At 43.5% G+C, this 16,943-nt stretch carries 11 protein-coding genes; 10 read left to right on the top strand and 1 reads right to left on the bottom strand.

The annotated features are described in order from the left end of the window. Positions 1-107: 107 nt before the first annotated feature. From A4R26_RS35090 to A4R26_RS21575, 3 genes are all read left to right on the top strand, one after another. Entirely contained in the window at positions 108-1,532 is a 1,425-nt protein-coding gene (locus A4R26_RS35090; RefSeq protein ID WP_165760363.1) for an autotransporter outer membrane beta-barrel domain-containing protein, read from the top strand. A gap of 70 nt (positions 1,533-1,602) precedes the next feature. After that, positions 1,603-3,012, top strand: a complete 1,410-nt coding sequence (locus A4R26_RS21580) for an autotransporter outer membrane beta-barrel domain-containing protein (RefSeq protein ID WP_081168367.1) — start codon at positions 1,603-1,605, stop codon at positions 3,010-3,012. A gap of 55 nt (positions 3,013-3,067) precedes the next feature. Continuing rightward, on the top strand, positions 3,068-5,023 hold the full coding sequence (locus A4R26_RS21575) for a hypothetical protein (protein WP_081168362.1): 1,956 nt from the start codon (positions 3,068-3,070) through the stop codon (positions 5,021-5,023). Between the two features lie 2 nt (positions 5,024-5,025). Here A4R26_RS21575 and A4R26_RS35695 read toward each other — a convergent pair whose 3' ends face one another. Then, positions 5,026-5,187 (bottom strand): hypothetical protein, encoded by a 162-nt coding sequence (locus A4R26_RS35695; RefSeq protein WP_242674984.1) that lies wholly within the window; start codon positions 5,185-5,187, stop codon positions 5,026-5,028. Between the two features lie 171 nt (positions 5,188-5,358). Here A4R26_RS35695 and A4R26_RS21570 point away from each other — a divergent pair, with 171 nt between their 5' ends. The 7 genes from A4R26_RS21570 to A4R26_RS21540 all read left to right on the top strand — a co-directional run bounded on the left by A4R26_RS21570 (position 5,359) and on the right by A4R26_RS21540 (position 16,628). Continuing rightward, positions 5,359-6,828 (top strand): hypothetical protein, encoded by a 1,470-nt coding sequence (locus tag A4R26_RS21570; protein ID WP_242674983.1) that lies wholly within the window; start codon positions 5,359-5,361, stop codon positions 6,826-6,828. Positions 6,829-6,854: 26 nt separating this feature from the next. Then, positions 6,855-8,405: a hypothetical protein gene (locus A4R26_RS35690; RefSeq protein WP_242674982.1), complete on the top strand. Its 1,551-nt coding sequence runs from the start codon at positions 6,855-6,857 to the stop codon at positions 8,403-8,405. 112 nt (positions 8,406-8,517) lie between these two features. Beyond that, the gene (locus A4R26_RS21560; protein WP_081168352.1) at positions 8,518-9,642 is read left to right on the top strand and encodes a hypothetical protein; all 1,125 of its coding nucleotides are present in this window, start codon (positions 8,518-8,520) and stop codon (positions 9,640-9,642) included. Between the two features lie 578 nt (positions 9,643-10,220). Further along, positions 10,221-12,686 carry a TonB-dependent receptor gene (locus tag A4R26_RS21555; RefSeq protein ID WP_242674981.1) on the top strand — a complete coding sequence of 822 codons (2,466 nt, stop codon included), beginning with the start codon at positions 10,221-10,223 and terminating at the stop codon, positions 12,684-12,686. A gap of 57 nt (positions 12,687-12,743) precedes the next feature. Then, positions 12,744-13,616, top strand: coding sequence for a DUF4249 family protein (locus tag A4R26_RS21550; protein ID WP_081168346.1), 873 nt, complete (start codon positions 12,744-12,746; stop codon positions 13,614-13,616). A 376-nt stretch (positions 13,617-13,992) separates the two neighbouring features. Further along, positions 13,993-15,522 carry a sensor histidine kinase gene (locus A4R26_RS21545; protein ID WP_081168342.1) on the top strand — a complete coding sequence of 510 codons (1,530 nt, stop codon included), beginning with the start codon at positions 13,993-13,995 and terminating at the stop codon, positions 15,520-15,522. A 674-nt stretch (positions 15,523-16,196) separates the two neighbouring features. After that, entirely contained in the window at positions 16,197-16,628 is a 432-nt protein-coding gene (locus A4R26_RS21540; protein WP_081168339.1) for a response regulator, read from the top strand. Positions 16,629-16,943: the final 315 nt, after the last annotated feature.

The following is a 16,943-nucleotide window of genomic DNA, read 5'->3' as shown; positions in this document are numbered from 1 at the left end:
AGCTGATCATCGAGAACCATACGCAAAACGTACCTGGCTTTTTGTTCAACAAGGGAAGGGGAAGAACGGAGTTCAGAAGGGTGGTAGCCTTAAATGATTCAACGCTGTTGTTTGGTGGAGATACGCTGTTGTTACGTGGCAATATAATCGCTAATAATGGATTGAGCATAGATGGCAGAAATGTGCAACTGGGCCAGTCAGTTGGGGCCGGAGGTAATCCGGCAGCCTTTTTAGATAACCGGGAAATTCCACTGAATGGTTTTAATCTTTCACTTTCCGGAACCGGTAAGTTTATTGCAGGAAGAACAACGGATGATGGCATTGGTAAAATACAAAATGCCGGTTCATATAGTTATGATAAAACAGATAATAATGGCATTTATGCAGGGGCAGTGAGAATGATGGGCCAGAAGTCGACATCCACCAATGCGTTCTTTGGATTGGGAAATACAACAAATATTTCAAATGTTTCATCTTCCGCAAATCTTATCGTGATGGGAACAAATACTGGCAATTCAATAACCGGGGGTGATGCGTTTATATTAGGTAATGATTGCGGTAGTTCAATCGTATCTCCCCACAACTTCATTGCAATCGGAAAAAGTTGCTTAACAAATTCAACAACAAATGAGAACCTGGCAATAGGTTCTGCTGCATTGTTTAGGAATACAACCGGCGCGTTTAACAACGCGGTGGGACAATATGCACCCCTTGTAAATGCGACAACCGGGCTTGGAAATAATGCCTTTGGTTCAAACGCAGGTACAATAATAAAAACAGGCAACTGGAATGTATGTATTGGGCATAATGCCGGTGGTGGAAATAGTTTATTTCCCGGAAGCGAGGCAACGGAATGTATATTTATAAATCCACGGAAATCAACTGGTTCTTCTCCGGCTGGATTATATACAAATTGTCTGTTTGTAGGAGGGAATTCAGGTAAGCAAACAAACAGCGCATCTACTTCAATAACCAACAGCAGTATTTTTGGCAATGATGTTACTACTGATTTAAATAATATTTGTATTATATCTAATGTTGCTCAAAGTGTCATTCTCCCATCTTCAAGCAATATTGTCACTGTTAACAACGGAGCCAAATTGCAGGTGAATGGAACTGCCTATATAAGCGATACGCTTAAAATGCCGAATGTCGTTACGAAATCAGATACAGCTACTTGTAAACCCATGGTTATTGATGGCAATGGAAACGTCTTTAAAATGGAGAGTTGGAATGTTCCACAAATTACCCGTACACCCGTAAATGATGCCGGGTATTCTGCACTTTCTTCTGATTACCTGATTGCTTTTACAGTACTTACTGCGGCCAGAACAGTAACCCTTCCGGCTGCTTCATCAATGACCAATCGAGTGATGATCATAAAAGATGAAAGTGGAGCCGCTGCAACATATAACATTACCATAAACATAACTGCCGGTGGTACTATTGATGGCAGTTCTTCCAAAACAATTGCGGCTAATTATGGTTCAGTTGAAGTATATAGCAACGGTTCGCAATGGTTTACAAAATAATACAACAGATTAAGATCACCCTAGCCCAAGACCTTAAAAAATATAAACGCTACTATTAAAATAAACATCCATGAAGAAAGTTATATCGCTCCTCGCACTTCTGTGCCTGGAAAAAGCCCTCCATGCCCAATACATCTACACCATCAAAGCCGATAGTGTAAAGATCACCAACACCTGCGATACCGCAGAGCTGATCATCGAAAACCATACGCAAAACGTACCCGGGTTTTTGTTCAATAAGGGCAGGGGAAGAACGGAGTTCCGAAGGGCCTTGCTATTGAATGATTCAACAGTGATTTTAGGTGGCGATACATTATTGATTCGGGGCGGAGATTATTCTTTGTGGAAATATGATAATAATAATAATTTAATTCATAAGCCATTCTTAGGTGATAGTGTTAAGGTAGATAATAAATTATTTTACGTGAATGGTAATATGACTCAAACCGGCAGCTTATTTACCATAGGGCCAGCAAAAGTAAATGTTGCAAACAGCAGTCTGATATTTTCTTATAATCAGCCTGTTAATCCTACAGGAACAGGTAATGTTGCCATTGGTTTACATGGATTGTTTCAATCGCTGACAACAGGCGGACAAAATGTTGCTATTGGCGATTACACCATGACCGCAATATCGACAGGTAGTGCAAATGTTGGGGTTGGACCCGGAGCATTGCAACGACTTACCAGTGGTATACGAAATGTTAGCCTTGGTTATCAATCTATGCAGTGGGTTACTACTTCTTCAGAGAATGTTGATGTGGGTGGTTTTACTTCTAATGCTACTGTTGGAAATAATAATGTTTTTATTGGTACCGGTGGAGTTTCCTTTGACGGCCTTGCTAAGACTATAGGCAGTAATAATATTCATATTGGGAAAAGAGCAAGTGGTGCTGAAGGGCGGGTTTCCACCAATGACAGTAATATAGTTGTTGGAAGTCATTCCTATACAAATGCTACAACCAATACCACAATTATCGGGAACGGGTTGAATACGGCTTTGTCGAATGTATTTATACTGGGAAAACCCAATCAGCATATTTTAGTTGGCACTGGTGTTGATAATGGCGCAAAATTTCAGGTTAGTGGCACAGGCATTTTCAGCGATACATTAACAGCAACTACAATGAATAGTGAAGATAATAGTAACCGGGTGGCTACCACTGCTTTTGTGAAAAACGCCATTGGCGCGCCGGCTTTAACTGTAATAACTGCAGGTACAACAGATTTTACCACAGCACCAGGAACACTTGTCCGCTTGCCCGATTTGTCGGGTGCCGGAAGCCATAGCGTAACATTACCGTCGGCTTCTTCCTTTACCGGTCAGCGAATTTATTTATGGAATATGAATAATAGTGGTAATTCCTGGACCTTCTCTTCTTCCATTACATTACCGAATGGCGCTACCAGCAATTCTATTGCAAATCAGTCTACCATTGAATTGATCAGCGATGGGTCTGTATGGTTGAAATGGAATTAAAAAAGTAATAAAAAATAACTAATAACAACCAACCAATTTTTCAACCTGGATAGTTATGAAAAAATTCCTTTTCCTCCTTATCCTTTTGTGCATTGAAATATCCCTCCATGCCCAATACGTCTACACCATCAAAGCCGATAGTGTAAAGATCACCAACACATGCGATACCGCAGAGCTGATCATCGAGAACCATACGCAAAACGTTTGCGGCTTTTTATTTAACAAAGGAAAGGGAAGAACGGAATTCAGAAGGGGATTGCTGAGGATCAACGACAGTATATCTGTTATTGGCTGTGATACACTCAAGTTGAATCCCTGGTTACAAGGTGGTAACCGCTTCGGTACAACAGGTAAGTTTGGTACATTGGATGATAATCCTATTGATTATTATACCAACAATACACTTCGTGGCAGATGGGCAACCAACGGTAATTTGACCCTTGGTTCTGCAATTGATGAAGGCCATAAGTTTCAGGTAATGGGCAGTGGTGGTGTTTTTATTAACCCAAACCTGTCACGGCAAGGTGATAGAATAATAATTGGTTCCAATATTAATACCTCTGATGGACAAAATATCCTTATCGCTACTTCAAATAATTATGGAGGTTCCTATAAAAATGTATTAGTGGAAAGGGATGGTAATATTGGTTTGGGGCATAGTGCACCGCATACCTGGTCTGTAGGTGCTCCTTTAATAAGATGTCATGCTTCAGGGTTGTTGTCTATTATGACCCCGGGGATCTATTTTGGAAATACACCTGGCCCATGGAATGCATCTGCTTTGGTTACTGCAGTGTCAAATACCAATGAATGGCTGACTGGCCAAACTGAATATCCCCGGGGGGCAAACCATTATTACTTCGGCACCCGGCTTACAACTAGTTTCGATGGCGCAACAAGAGCGCCGCTCAAAATTAGCGGACGCGAACTATATCTTCAAACCGGACCTGTGGAAGCAACCGCTATAAAAATCGCAGAAAACAGGAATGTAATGATCGGTACTGAAACTGACAACGGCGATAAACTACAGGTTATAGGAAATGTATTTGCCAATGGCGCCAAACATCTTTTAGGTAATTTATCAATTGTTAACGGCACGGAAGCAGCGGTCGCAGGTTCTGCTGCAGGCATTCGTGTCGATGATCCTACCAATGGCAGCTTTATTTTCCAGGGAACCAATCAGGGCTGGGCAAGGGATATGTTTGTTTTTACAGACACATATAACGGGTTGGGACAAGATGTGTATTTCGATGATCAAAGTATTATCAAAATAAAAAACGGGATCAGGTCGAATAATATTGCAGGAAATTCAGCCAGTATGATTAACATACAACCGGTGTACAATTTAAATCCCGCGGTAAGTAATCCGCTTACGATGCGTGGCATTTATTATAAACCAATTTTAACGAGTATAGTTCCAGGAAGTAAACATGTTGCAATTGAAACAGTAAGCGGAGATGTATTGTTGGGAACTACCTCGGGCAACACCGGCATTGGCACCAGTGCGCCTACAGCGCAATTGCACACAACCAGTACCGTTCGTTTTGGAGGTTTAACCAATAATAACAGCCTTTCACGCGTAGTAGTAAGCGATGCCAACGGTAATTTGTATTACCGGGAAGATTCTTCTTTTGGTGCTTTTAATGGTTCCTTTGATTCAGACCTGGCAGTAAACGGCCGTGTTTCCGCCAAACAAATGCTCCTTACCCAAACCGGCCACTGGCCCGATTATGTTTTCGACAAACAATATAAACTGCCTTCATTAACTGAAGGTGAAAATTTCATCAATAAGCACAGTCATCTGCCCGGTATCCCTTCCGCTGCTGAAGTAGAGCAAAAAGGTATTGATGTAGGAGGCAACCAGGCTGCCCTGTTAAAAAAGATCGAAGAACTGACCCTGTATATAATTGAACAGGATAAAACTATAAAAAAGCAAAATGATCAAATTAACGACCTGTTAAATTTAAAACAGGAAATGGCCGAACTGAAGGCCCTTATAAAAAGCAAATAGTATCAATAGAAAATAAAACAACTTTTATGAAGAGAATGCTGTTCTTCCTTTCGCTGGTTTGTATTGGAAAAGCTATGCGGGCACAATACATCTACACCATCAAAGCCGATAGTGTAAAGATCACCAACACCTGCGATACCGCAGAGCTGATCATCGAGAACCATACCCAAAACGTTTGCGGCTTCTTATTCAACAAAGGAAGAGGTAGAACAGAGTTCAGGAGAGGGTTGATCAGGATAAACGACAGTATTTCCATTATAGGTTGTGATACTTTGAAGATGAATCCCTGGTTGCAGGGTGGAAACCGGTTTGCGACAACCGGTGTGTTCGGAACAATGGATAACAACCATGTCGATTTTTATACGAATAGTTTACAGCGTGCCAGGTTAACCAATAACGGTGTTTTACAAATTGGTAATATGTTGCCTGATAATGGAGATAAATTACAGGTGAGTAAAAACGGTGCTGTTACCGTTTCAGGCAATTTATCGCGAAGTTCGGATCGGGTCCAGATAGGACAGTATTTAAATAGTGAGGATGGGCAAAATGCTTTGATTCGTACTTCGAATGATAATGGATTGACATATAAAAATGTGCTTGTAGAGCGAGATGGTTATATTGGTTTGGGTACGTCAAACAAGGTTGGCGGATGGAATGTTGGTAATCCTGCGCTCCGCTTATATTCAAATGGGGTTGTAAACGTTGCATCAAATTTCTTTATGTTCGGTTACCCATATGGTAATTTTAATTCGTCGTCGTTGATGACATACGTTTCCAATCTTAATGAATGGGATCACAGTGGCAATTACCCAAACAGGCAAAATTATTATTACTTTGGAACTCAATTAGGTGGTGCAAATGGCGAGAATGTGAGAGCCAGTTTAAAAATAAGTGGCCGTGAATTGAATTTTTTGACAGGGGCTGTAGAAACTGAAGCAATGCGGATTGCTGAGTCTCAAAATGTAATAATTGGAGTGGCCAATGATAATGGAAATAAACTTCAGCTGGTTGGAAACTTTTACCAGGGAGGAGGCTCTGCTTCATTTGGTAATGGACTTTTGTTCAATCAGCTAAATAGTCAATCGAGGATATATTCTGAAAAGGGAATCATTTATCAGTCTAATAGTACTGCAGATCAGCATCTTTTTTCAAATCAAATTGGGGCTGCATTTACGGGAACATTGGTGACTATAGATCCGGGATACTATCAACAGTTGCCAGATAACCAGTTATCTTTAAATGTTTACGGTAAGCAATATCAGCCAGGTCTGGCTGTAAACATGGCTGGTCGTGTGGGTATTGGAACGCAAACGCCTACCGCCCAATTGCATACAACAGGATCTGTTCGATTTGGCGGCTTAAGCAATAATAATGGCCTTACCCGGTTTATTGTAAGTGACGCCAACGGCAACCTGTATTACAGAGAAGATACAGGTTCAGCTTTTAATGGTTTTCATAATTCCGACCTGGCAATCAACGGCCGCCTTTCCGCCAAACAAATGCTTATCACCCAAACCGGCCGCTGGCCCGATTATGTTTTCAGTAAACAATACCAACTTCCATCATTAACGGAAGTTGAAAATTTCATTAACCAACATAGCCATCTTCCCGGTATCCCTTCTGCTGCTGAAGTAGAAAAGAAGGGTATTGATGTAGGTAATAACCAGGCTGCCCTTTTAAAAAAGATCGAGGAATTGACACTGTATATAATTGAACAGGATAAAACCATTAAAAAACAAAACGATCAATATACAGAGCTAAAACACGAAATGACCGAACTGAAGGCCCTAATAAAAAGCAAATAGTATCATTAGAAAATAAAACAACTTTTATGAAGAGAATGCTGTTCTTCCTTGTCCTCCTGTGCCTGGAAAAGGCCCTCCACGCCCAATACGTTTATACCATCAAAGCAGATAGCGTTAAGATCACCAATACCTGCGATACTGCGGAACTGATCATAGAGAACCATACGCAAAACGTTTGCGGCTTCTTATTCAATAAAGGAAGAGGAAGAACGGAGTTCAGAAGAGGGATGGTAAAAATTAGTGATAGCATTTATGTAGTAGGCTGTGATACCTTAAAACTTTCTGTTGCCTGGCTGCAGGGCGGTAATACTTTTGGTACTGCCGGTTTTTTTGGTACCCGTGACAATCATCACATCGATTTTTATACCAACAATACAAAGCGCGGCCGCTTAACCAACACTGGAAATTTCTTATTGGGTGGCGACACAGATTATGGCTATAAAATGACCGTCAGCGGAACCACATACAGCCAGTTCTTTACGAATTCAACAACACCGCTGGGGGCTGGTGGCAGCGGCGCGTTCAGGTTGCGTTGGGGTGGAGGTGAAGGTACCTATGTAGATTTTTATAAGCAAGGTAACACTAACCGTCGCGGTTATATTGGTTCTGCTTCTGATAGCAGGCCGTTAGTAATTACAGATTCTATTGGATTTACATATGGTCATACACCCTATGTAACCTTTGGTATAGAGAATGGTGCAAGTATAAATTCGAGATTTACTATTGCCTCAAACAGGTCCTCAGGCTGGGATGCTTTAACTATTCTTGGTGTTGACAGCGTATTTAACAAAGACTTGGTGGTTAAGGCTAATGGTAACGTGGTATTAGGGGGCTATGGGATAGATAATGGAAAAAGATTACAGGTAAACGGTACCAGCTGGTTCGGAAATGATGTTTTCTTTTATCATCCCACCTACCAAACCGGTGGATATGGTGCAGGCGCCAAATGGGTAAATGATAATACGTTTCGCATATATGGCGGCCCTGCTCAGGAATCATTGACTTTTGGTCCGGCAAACGCTATTACAAGTAGCGCTATGGTTATGGCTCCAAGCTTTTATGGAACTTCTACTGCCGGGGGTAATTATTATGTTCCCGCTTCCGGTGGGGTGTATACTACTGCAAACGCTACCGGCAATATTGATGGCAGGGTGCATCATCAGTTCACCATTGCTACGCCTGCAGTTAATTCCGGCGCCGGTGCTGTAACCCTGGTTGAGTTAAACAAGCCTGTGAATAGAGGTACGCAGGATGGACTGGAAACCGGCCTGCGTATTAAATTCACGGTTACAGGTACGGCTAATAATTTAAGGGCTCTTGAAACCGTAAATGGCGATGTCAAGCTTCACACCACCAGCGGCCGCACCAGCATCGGCCTCGATGGCTCTTCTACCATTACCTCCCGCCTGGATGTCAGCGGCGAAGAAGGCTTTAATCAACTTCGTCTGCGCAAAAAATATACGCCAACATCTACTTCGGATACCAATGGCGCCGAAGGCGACGTTAGCTGGGACGATAATTATATTTATATCAAAACCTCATCGGGCTGGAAGCGTTCGGCATTGAGCACGTTTTAAATAACCGTTTCTGATAATACTTTCGTTTTTGGGAAACAGGCATAATTCCACCTGTTTCCCAAAATCTGTATCTTGCAGCCGGTGATAAAAACTAATCGCCCGGTTCCCTGATATGGAAAAAAAGATCCTCGCTGTTATTGCTCTTACCGTATTCCTCTTTTTCCTGGCTTTTGCACTCAAAAACAGAAAATTATTATCCAATATTTTACTTGGCCTGGCTGCTATGCTGGTTACCCTGCTGGTTGTTGAATTTACCTACCGCCTGTTCTTTAAGAAAAAAGAGCTTGTCAGTTCATGGACGCCCCATAATATTTTCGAGCCTGAAACTGCCTTGGGCTATACTTATGGCAAGCCATCAGTATATACCCAGCTAAAGAGGTTGCCCAACGGCGATACCATCTATAACGCTGCCTATACCATCCTGGATGATACCATCAATTCCGGTATTCACTTCAATTTTCGCAAAGGGTATAAAACCAATAATTCGCAGAAAGAGGTTGTCTTCGTGGGCTGTAGTTTAACTTTCGGCCAGGGATTGAACGATAATCAGTCGCTTCCATACATTTATGGCGCCGCCGCAGATATTTCTACCGTAAATATGGCCGGCATAGGGTATGGTATTCACCAGGTATACCAGTTGTTTTCTTCAAAATTCAGCTCACTTGATAATCATAACCGCATTTTCATCTATCCTTTCTTTTACGACCATCTCCTCCGCGCTAATGGTATTTATGAATGGAACAATGCCGGACCTTTTTTTGATCTCCGGCATGACTCACTCGTCAACAAAGGACCATTATATAAATTCAAACAGCTTAAGGGCGACAAACTGGCTTTTTATTTGAGCTGCTTCGGTTCATTCAAAGTGCTTAAAGATAATTTGCATAAGGTCGCCTATCGCGCGGCTGTCCAAAACATGTCTGAAGCAGATTATCAACGCTGCTTTCTGATGTTGCAACAAATGGCAAAAAAGATCACCGCGTCGGGTGGCAGGTTGATTATTGTCAACTGGGCCGACTATAACTGGTTTTATAAACCTGTTAGTGATCTTTCAAAGTCAAAGATCGATAAGGCATTTAATTCCTTAAAACCATATGGGGTACAGGTGATCCCGGTTGCTTCTATCATCGATATGAAAGATCCAAAGAACTTTATTCCTGCCGACGGCCATCCCTCCGCCGCTGCCAATAATGTTATTGCCAACTGGCTGGCCGAACATATAACATTGAATCGTTAACTATGTTTCTTCCAATTGTTCATTTATACTCCCTGTATATACTTACACCCGTTCGTTTACCGGTAAATTCCCGGTGAGTTCTCGGTTAAAAAGTAAAAAGTCCCACCTTTTTGTTTGAATTTTGCAATTAAATAGCCAACGATTCTAATAAGCCGAACGCTGAATACTGAACGCTTCAGCCCGAATGTTGGAGTGCCTGAGTTTATTCGGAAAACACCGATTGCGGGAAGTTGCGTTAAGCCTTATGCGTTCAGCGTTCAGCGTTCAGCCTGGCATCGCGAAACGCTTTAGTCCGAATTTTGGAAGGCCTGAGTTTATTCAGAACGTCTCTATTGCGGAAAGCAGCGTTAAGCGTTTTGCGTTCCGCTTTCAGCCTGCAAACGCAGAACGTTAACTCCCGAACTCCAGGCTTTCCGGAATTATTCGGAAAGAACCCATTTCGGAGGCGGGCCTTAAGCTTTCAGCCTTCAGCCTTTCGCCTGCCATAGCCCTTAAAATTAGTTTTTAAAAAAAATATTGCAACGTTATAGGGGTTAACATAATCCTCGTTGTCACATATTCTCAAACCAACAATTTTTATGATTCGACAGTTGATGCGTTTTTCTTCAGTCCCTTTTTTAAGCTCATTGGGCTCTGGTAACCCGGACCTCAATTCTCAAAAATGGCTTGTACCATCAAAAAAGGCCCTGCGTTTTTGTGTGGCCTGTATGTTCATGCTTATGGCTATAGGCTCATCGCAGGCACAAACCGGCAAATTCAGCCTTAGCGGTTACGTTAAAGATGAATCGAACGGCGAGGTGCTTATCAATGCTACCATCACCATTCAGCCCGCAGGCATTGCTGTTATGACCAACTCTTATGGTTATTACGCTGTAACCCTGCCCGCCGGAAAATACACGATGATCGTTTCCTATTCAGGATTCAAAACATATCAGAAAGAAATTGACCTCAAAGGCAATACCAAAATAGATGCTTCGCTGAATGTAACCGCCGGTAAAGACATGCAGGAAGTGGTGGTCACCGGTGAAAAGCGACTGCGCCGTACCAATACCGTTGGCATGGGTATTCAGCAGTTGAGCGCCGCCCAGATAAAAAAGATCCCCGCATTCATGGGTGAGCCCGATGTGGTGAAAGCCCTGCTGACCTTACCGGGTATTACAACCGTGGGCGAGGGCGCTGCCGGTTTTAACGTGCGCGGCGGTAATGTTGATGAGAACCTCATCATTATGGATGAAGCGCCGGTCTATAACTCTTCGCACCTGCTGGGTTTCTTCTCCGTTTTCAATCCCGATGCGGTTAAGAATGTAACCATGTATAAAAGCGCTTTCCCTGCCGAATATGGCGGCCGTACTTCTTCGGTGCTCGATATCCGTATGAAGGAAGGGAACAACCAGAAGTTTGCCGTGAATGGCGGTATCGGTAACGTGTTCAGCCGTTTGTCGGTTGAAGGACCGCTGCAAAAAGACCGCTCTTCCTTTATTGTGGCAGCCCGCCGTTCCTACATCGATGTGCTGGCAAAACCTTTCCTCAATGCGGAAGACCGTAACAGCACCATGTATTTTTACGATCTCACCGCCAAAGTGAACTATGAGCTGAATGAAAAGAATACCCTTTACCTCAGCGGTTATTTTGGCCGCGATGTATTTGGTTTTGGCGATCAGGTAAATTTTAAATGGGGTAACACTACCGCTACCATGCGCTGGAACCACCTGTTCAATCGCAAGTTGTTCCTGAATACAAGCGTATACTATTCTAAATACGATTATGCGCTGAAGTTTAAATCGGATGATGAAATTCCGCAGGGGTACGACTGGACCTCCAACATTCAAACCTACGGCGTAAAACCTTCGCTTACCTGGTTTGCCAGCAACAAGCATACAGTTAAAACCGGCGTAAACGTCATCTATTATAATTTCTATCCCGGTAAAGGCGTAGCCACCAGCGAAGGCGATAAAGCGGAGATCGCTTTAAAACGCCGCTATGGTTCCGAAATGGCTGCCTTCCTTGAAGATACCTGGAAACTGAACCCTAAATGGCAGATCCAGGCCGGCGTACGATTGAACCAGTACCAGTACCTCGGTAAGACCTCTGTATATCATTTCAGGGATACTACCGCCAATGTGCGTAAACCGCTCGACAGGGAAGAAGTGGTTACCAGTAAAAAGCCGGTTACCGACTGGTTGTTCTTCGAGCCCCGCTTGTCATTGCGGTATGAAATGAAGAAGAACACTTTCTTCAAACTCGGCTACAGCCGCAGTACCCAATATATCCACCTGCTGAGCAATACAGCTTCGCCTACACCGGTTGACCTGTACTTCCCCAGCACCAACAACATAAAACCTTCTTTAACCGATCAGTACTCCGCAGGTTTTGTTACCCTGCCCAACGGCTGGCCGGTAGAGATCTCTGTTGAAACGTTCTACAAGAAGATGGATGACCTGCTCGATTATATCGATAACGCCAATCTCGACCTGAACCAGTTTGTAGAAGCCGACCTGCTTACCGGTAAAGGAAAATCGTATGGTCTTGAGCTGGAAGTAAAAAAGGAAACCGGCAAATGGCAGGGTTGGGTAAACTATACTTTGTCGAGGTCACTACGTAAAACCGATGGCATCAGCAATAACGAATGGTACCTCAGCCGGTACGATCGTACGCATGTGATCAATAGCTGTGCAATGTATACCTTGAACGATAAATGGTCTTTCTCTGCCAATTTCACCTATGGTTCCGGTACGCCAACCACTTTCCCCGATACACGGTTAGATATTCAGGGTATGGCCATCCCGTATAACAGCACCAACAAACGCAGCGAGTTCAGATTACCCGCTTTTCACCGCCTCGACGTTTCTGCCACCATGAAGGGCCGTCAGGATAAGAAATTCAAAACGGAATGGGTGTTTGGTATCTATAACCTGTATGCGCGCCAGAATGCCTACAGTATCTATTTCCGCCAGAACAAAGACGATCCTTCAAAGAAAGAAGCGGTGCGTTTATCCATCATCGGTTCCCTGATCCCTTCTGTGACCTGGAATTTTAAATTCTAACAGGAGAAAGAAAGCGAGTTTCAGTTGTAAGAAAAACATGACACAAAAAATTAAAAGATGCGTACTAAAGTAATTAAATATATTTCTGTAGTTGTATTAGGTGCTTCATTGACCGCCTGTGAACGGGTGATCGACCTTGACATGCCCAAAGGTGAAGCATTACCATATGTCGACGCCTGGATCACCGATCAGCCAGAAGTACAAACGATCAAATTCCTGAAGGCGGTGGAATATCAAAGCGCCGGTGCTCCCGAGGCAGTATCCGATGCTACCATCACCCTTACAGACGTAACTGCAGGTACAACCTATCCTTTCACTTATCAAAACGGCGCTTATAATTACGATGCCGGCAGCGCGGCTATTGGCATCGTTGGCCACACCTATAAATTGAGTATCGACTGGAAAGGGGAGCAGTTTGAAGCTACCGATGAATTGAAACGGCCTTCCATACTCGATTCGATTACAGGAGAATTTAAAGAGGAAAAAGGGGATGATAAAGCCGGTTATTACGCCAAACTGTATGCGCATGACCCCGTTGGCGCCGTAGATTACTGCTGGGTGCGTACGTATCGCAACGGAACGTTGAACTATCATGTGGGTGAAATGCTGGCGGCGGACGGTTCATTCGGTGGCGATGAAGGTATCAGTGATGGTTTTGCTTTTATTCCGCCCTTCCGCGACGGCATTACATCGGACCAGGAGCCTTACCAGAAAGGCGATGTGGTAAAAGTGCTGCTGCGTTCTTTATCGAAACCTTCGCATCAGTTTATAGAACAAACGATAGAGCAGTTGACCAGTGGCGGCCTGTTTGCCAAGGTATTGATGAACGTGCCGGCCAATGTAAAAAACATGTCGCCGGGCGGCGCTACAAAGATCTACGGCTGGTTCGGTACCGTAGCTGAAGTATCGGCATCTAAAAAAATGGAATAACAATAGCTGTTGGTTTTCAGGTTATATACAGGTCAGTAGTCGCACGACTGCTGGCCTGTTTTTTTGTACGGCAAACCTCAGCGCGGCCTGCGTAGGCAATCGGCAATCGGCCCGAATTTCGAGCGGCGCAAGATTGTAAATACATCCGAAATTTCACGAGCCCTTTCACGTTTCACAGCCTGCCCCGATGAAGTCGGGGTTTGCCGTTTCACGATTCACAAATATTCCCCATTTTGCCTTTTTCACATTATTACCATAATTTAGGATCGAAATTCACAAGTCTCTCCCTGGTTAGGCGCCGGTCATTACATTCCCAATTCTGAATAAGTAGCTGCAGTGTTATTGTATTTAATCGTACAGTACTAAATCTATTTTCATGAAACAGGTTGCCGAATTTTTCAAAAAACTATTTGATACGTCGGACTGGCCGCCACGGTGGCATTGCGGCAAATGGACCGGATTTCATGGCTGGTTGTACATCATCAGCGATCTCCTGGTATGGTCGGCCTATTTCGCTATTCCGCTCATTATCATCCGTTATATTTCGAAAAAACACGACGCCCGTTTTATCAGGATCTATTTTTTATTCGCCGGTTTCATTCTCGCCTGCGGCGCTACGCATTTCTTCGACGCTGTAACCTTCTGGTGGCCGTTATACCGCGTAAATGCCCTCGTACGGGCCGTTACCGGTATCTTAAGCTGGACCACCGTGTTCTACCTCATAAAAGTACTGCCGGTAGCTTTTACCTTACGCTCCTCTGCCGAACTGGAAGCGGAGGTTGAGCAACGTAAAAAAGCGGAGGAGAAGTTCAGGAACCTGCTTGAAAGCGCCCCCGATAGTATGGTGATCGTTAACGAACAGGGTATTATTCAACTGGTGAATGCGCAAACGGTGAACATGTTCGGGTATACCCGCTATGAAATGATCAATGAAAAAGTTTGTATGCTTATGCCCATCCGGTTCGATGTTCTCGATCATCTCAAAAGCAAAGGCATGCAGAACGACAGCTCACCCGGCATCACGAAGGAAGAACTGACCGGTATTCGCAAAAATGGCGAGCAGTTCCCTGTTGAAGTGTGTTTGAGCCCGTTGGTAACGGAAGAGGGACTGATGCTTTCCGCCGCCATCCGCGATATTTCAGAAAAGAAACTGATGGAGAAAACCATTCGCGAAGCCAATATCAACCTCGAAAGAAAAGTGCAGCAGCGTACGGCCGAACTGGAAAGAAAGAACAAGGAGCTGGAACAGTTTGCCTATGTAGCATCGCACGACCTGCAGGAGCCACTGCAAACCACCTCGGGGTTTGTACAGTTGCTGCATAAAAAATATCATGGCCGCCTCGATCCCACAGCCGATCAGTACATCGACTATGTGGTACAGGCATCGGGCAGAATGAAGACGCTGATCAAGGACCTGCTCGATTACTCCCGCATTGGCCGCGGCAATGAAAGCCACCTGGTAGATTGTAATGTGATCGTTCGGGAAGTGCTGGCCGACCTGCACAATGTAGTTGTAGAAAATGAGGTATACATCAAAACCGGGCAGTTGCCCTTGCTGCATAATGCTTTTCCTACCGAGCTTAAATCGCTTTTTCAAAACCTGGTGAGTAATTCCATCAAATTCAGAAAACCAGGCATAAAGCCGGTAATACACATCGATGCACAGCAAATAAATGGTTGCTGGCAGTTTTCGGTGAAAGACAATGGTATCGGTATCGAGGAGCAGTACCTCGAAAGGATCTTTGTGATCTTTCAACGCCTGCATACCCGCAGCACCTACGACGGTTCGGGTATCGGGCTGGCGCATTGTAAAAAGATCGCTGAGCTGCATGGCGGAAAAATTTGGGTACAGTCGGAACCCGGTGTAGGCAGTACCTTCTATTTTACCATCGCTGATGGGCATTGAGGTCGGCAATCGTGAAACGGCAATTGGCAATTGTGAAGCGGCAAACCCCGGTTTCATAAGGGGCAGGCTGTGATAAGAATATCGCGGCTCGCGCCTGTTTGCGATTTGCTTCATTGCAGGCCCGGCAACCGGTACCCCGTAACAGGTAACCGGCGCCCTATACCTGGAATCTGAATTCCCTGGCAACCGGCAACTGTATTTTACCTGCACCCTGCAGTTTGTAACCTGCTCCCTGCACATTTATCAGTTAGCAATCCTATTATAAAAACGCTTTAGTTAACCTAACGCATAAGTGAAAATATATACATGGTAAAATTAATTATATTTTAATTCGGGTTTATATTTTATCTTTATAGAGTCCACATTAAAACCAGAAAGTATGTAACCCTTAGAAAATATACGGGCTTAAAATCTGCCGGTTTCCTTATTTTATCCTTGATTTATTCGTGAATGAGCCACTGGAAACTGCATCCAACATCCCCCGCTTCGTATACCATTTTGATTGAACAGGTTACTGTTTTAATAAGGTCACCAAAGAAAGAGGTGATTGCCCTGCAATCAATTAGTGAGGTTTGGTTTTACCATGTATTTAAACTCTTAGCCATTATTGTTATAAAACGATATACGCCAACCCATAAGTTTCCGTTTTAATCTTTATTGAAACCATCTTTGTTATGAAGGTGAAACTAAACTGTATTTTGCTGGTCGATGATGATGAACCCACTAACTTCCTGAACAAGATAGCTGTTGAAGAATTGGAGTGCACGCATCACATAAAGATCATTCCCGGCGCCCGGGAAGCATTGGATTATTTATCCTGCTCGGGCCAGCCTGCACCTTTGAACAAAGAATGTCCCAGTCCCGAGATCATTTTCCTCGATATCAATATGCCGGCTATGGATGGCTGGGAGTTTTTGCAGAAATATGAAGCGTTGCCCGAAGCACATAAAAGCAGCATCATTGTGATCATGCTTACCACTTCGTTCAATCCTGAAGATGAATTGAAGGCCCGCAAAATACCTTCGGTAAAAGAGTTCAGGAACAAACCATTGACATCTGCTTTGTTGCAGGATATTTTGAAGAAATACTTTCCTGATAAGTATTAAATGAGAGTATAGGTAACAGTTTGTGGTTTGTGGTTTGTTGTTCATTTATCGCGAACTAAAAATTACTTTCGGGCCTCAAAGCGCGGCAGCAACCATAATCCATTCATAACTTGTTGCAGGATATTTTGAAGAAATACTTCCTGATAAGTATTAAATGAGAGTATAGGTAACAGTTTATAGTTTGTTGTTTATGGTTTATTGTTGTTTAATCGCGAGCTCAAATTTACTTTCGGACCTCAAAGCGCGGCAGCAACCATAAACTACAAACAATAAACCATAAACTGGAATGGTTTATTGTTGTTTAATCGCGAACTA

The sequence above is a fragment of the Niastella populi genome (assembly GCF_002078015.1).
In the GTDB taxonomy this organism is placed as follows: domain Bacteria; phylum Bacteroidota; class Bacteroidia; order Chitinophagales; family Chitinophagaceae; genus Niastella; species Niastella populi.
Note: the sequence above shows the minus strand (reverse complement) of the source record. Positions and strands in the feature narration are given on the sequence as shown.

Coding starts and splice junctions, on each gene's coding strand:
- A4R26_RS21580 (WP_081168367.1), top strand. CDS start 1,603: ATGAAGAAAGTTATATCGCTCCTCGCACTTCTGTGCCTGGAAAAAGCC.
- A4R26_RS21570 (WP_242674983.1), top strand. CDS start 5,359: ATGGATAACAACCATGTCGATTTTTATACGAATAGTTTACAGCGTGCC.
- A4R26_RS21545 (WP_081168342.1), top strand. CDS start 13,993: ATGAAACAGGTTGCCGAATTTTTCAAAAAACTATTTGATACGTCGGAC.
- A4R26_RS21540 (WP_081168339.1), top strand. CDS start 16,197: ATGAAGGTGAAACTAAACTGTATTTTGCTGGTCGATGATGATGAACCC.
- A4R26_RS35690 (WP_242674982.1), top strand. CDS start 6,855: ATGAAGAGAATGCTGTTCTTCCTTGTCCTCCTGTGCCTGGAAAAGGCC.
- A4R26_RS21550 (WP_081168346.1), top strand. CDS start 12,744: ATGCGTACTAAAGTAATTAAATATATTTCTGTAGTTGTATTAGGTGCT.
- A4R26_RS21560 (WP_081168352.1), top strand. CDS start 8,518: ATGGAAAAAAAGATCCTCGCTGTTATTGCTCTTACCGTATTCCTCTTT.
- A4R26_RS21575 (WP_081168362.1), top strand. CDS start 3,068: ATGAAAAAATTCCTTTTCCTCCTTATCCTTTTGTGCATTGAAATATCC.
- A4R26_RS21555 (WP_242674981.1), top strand. CDS start 10,221: ATGATTCGACAGTTGATGCGTTTTTCTTCAGTCCCTTTTTTAAGCTCA.
- A4R26_RS35695 (WP_242674984.1), bottom strand. CDS start 5,187: ATGGTTCTCGATGATCAGCTCTGCGGTATCGCAGGTGTTGGTGATCTT.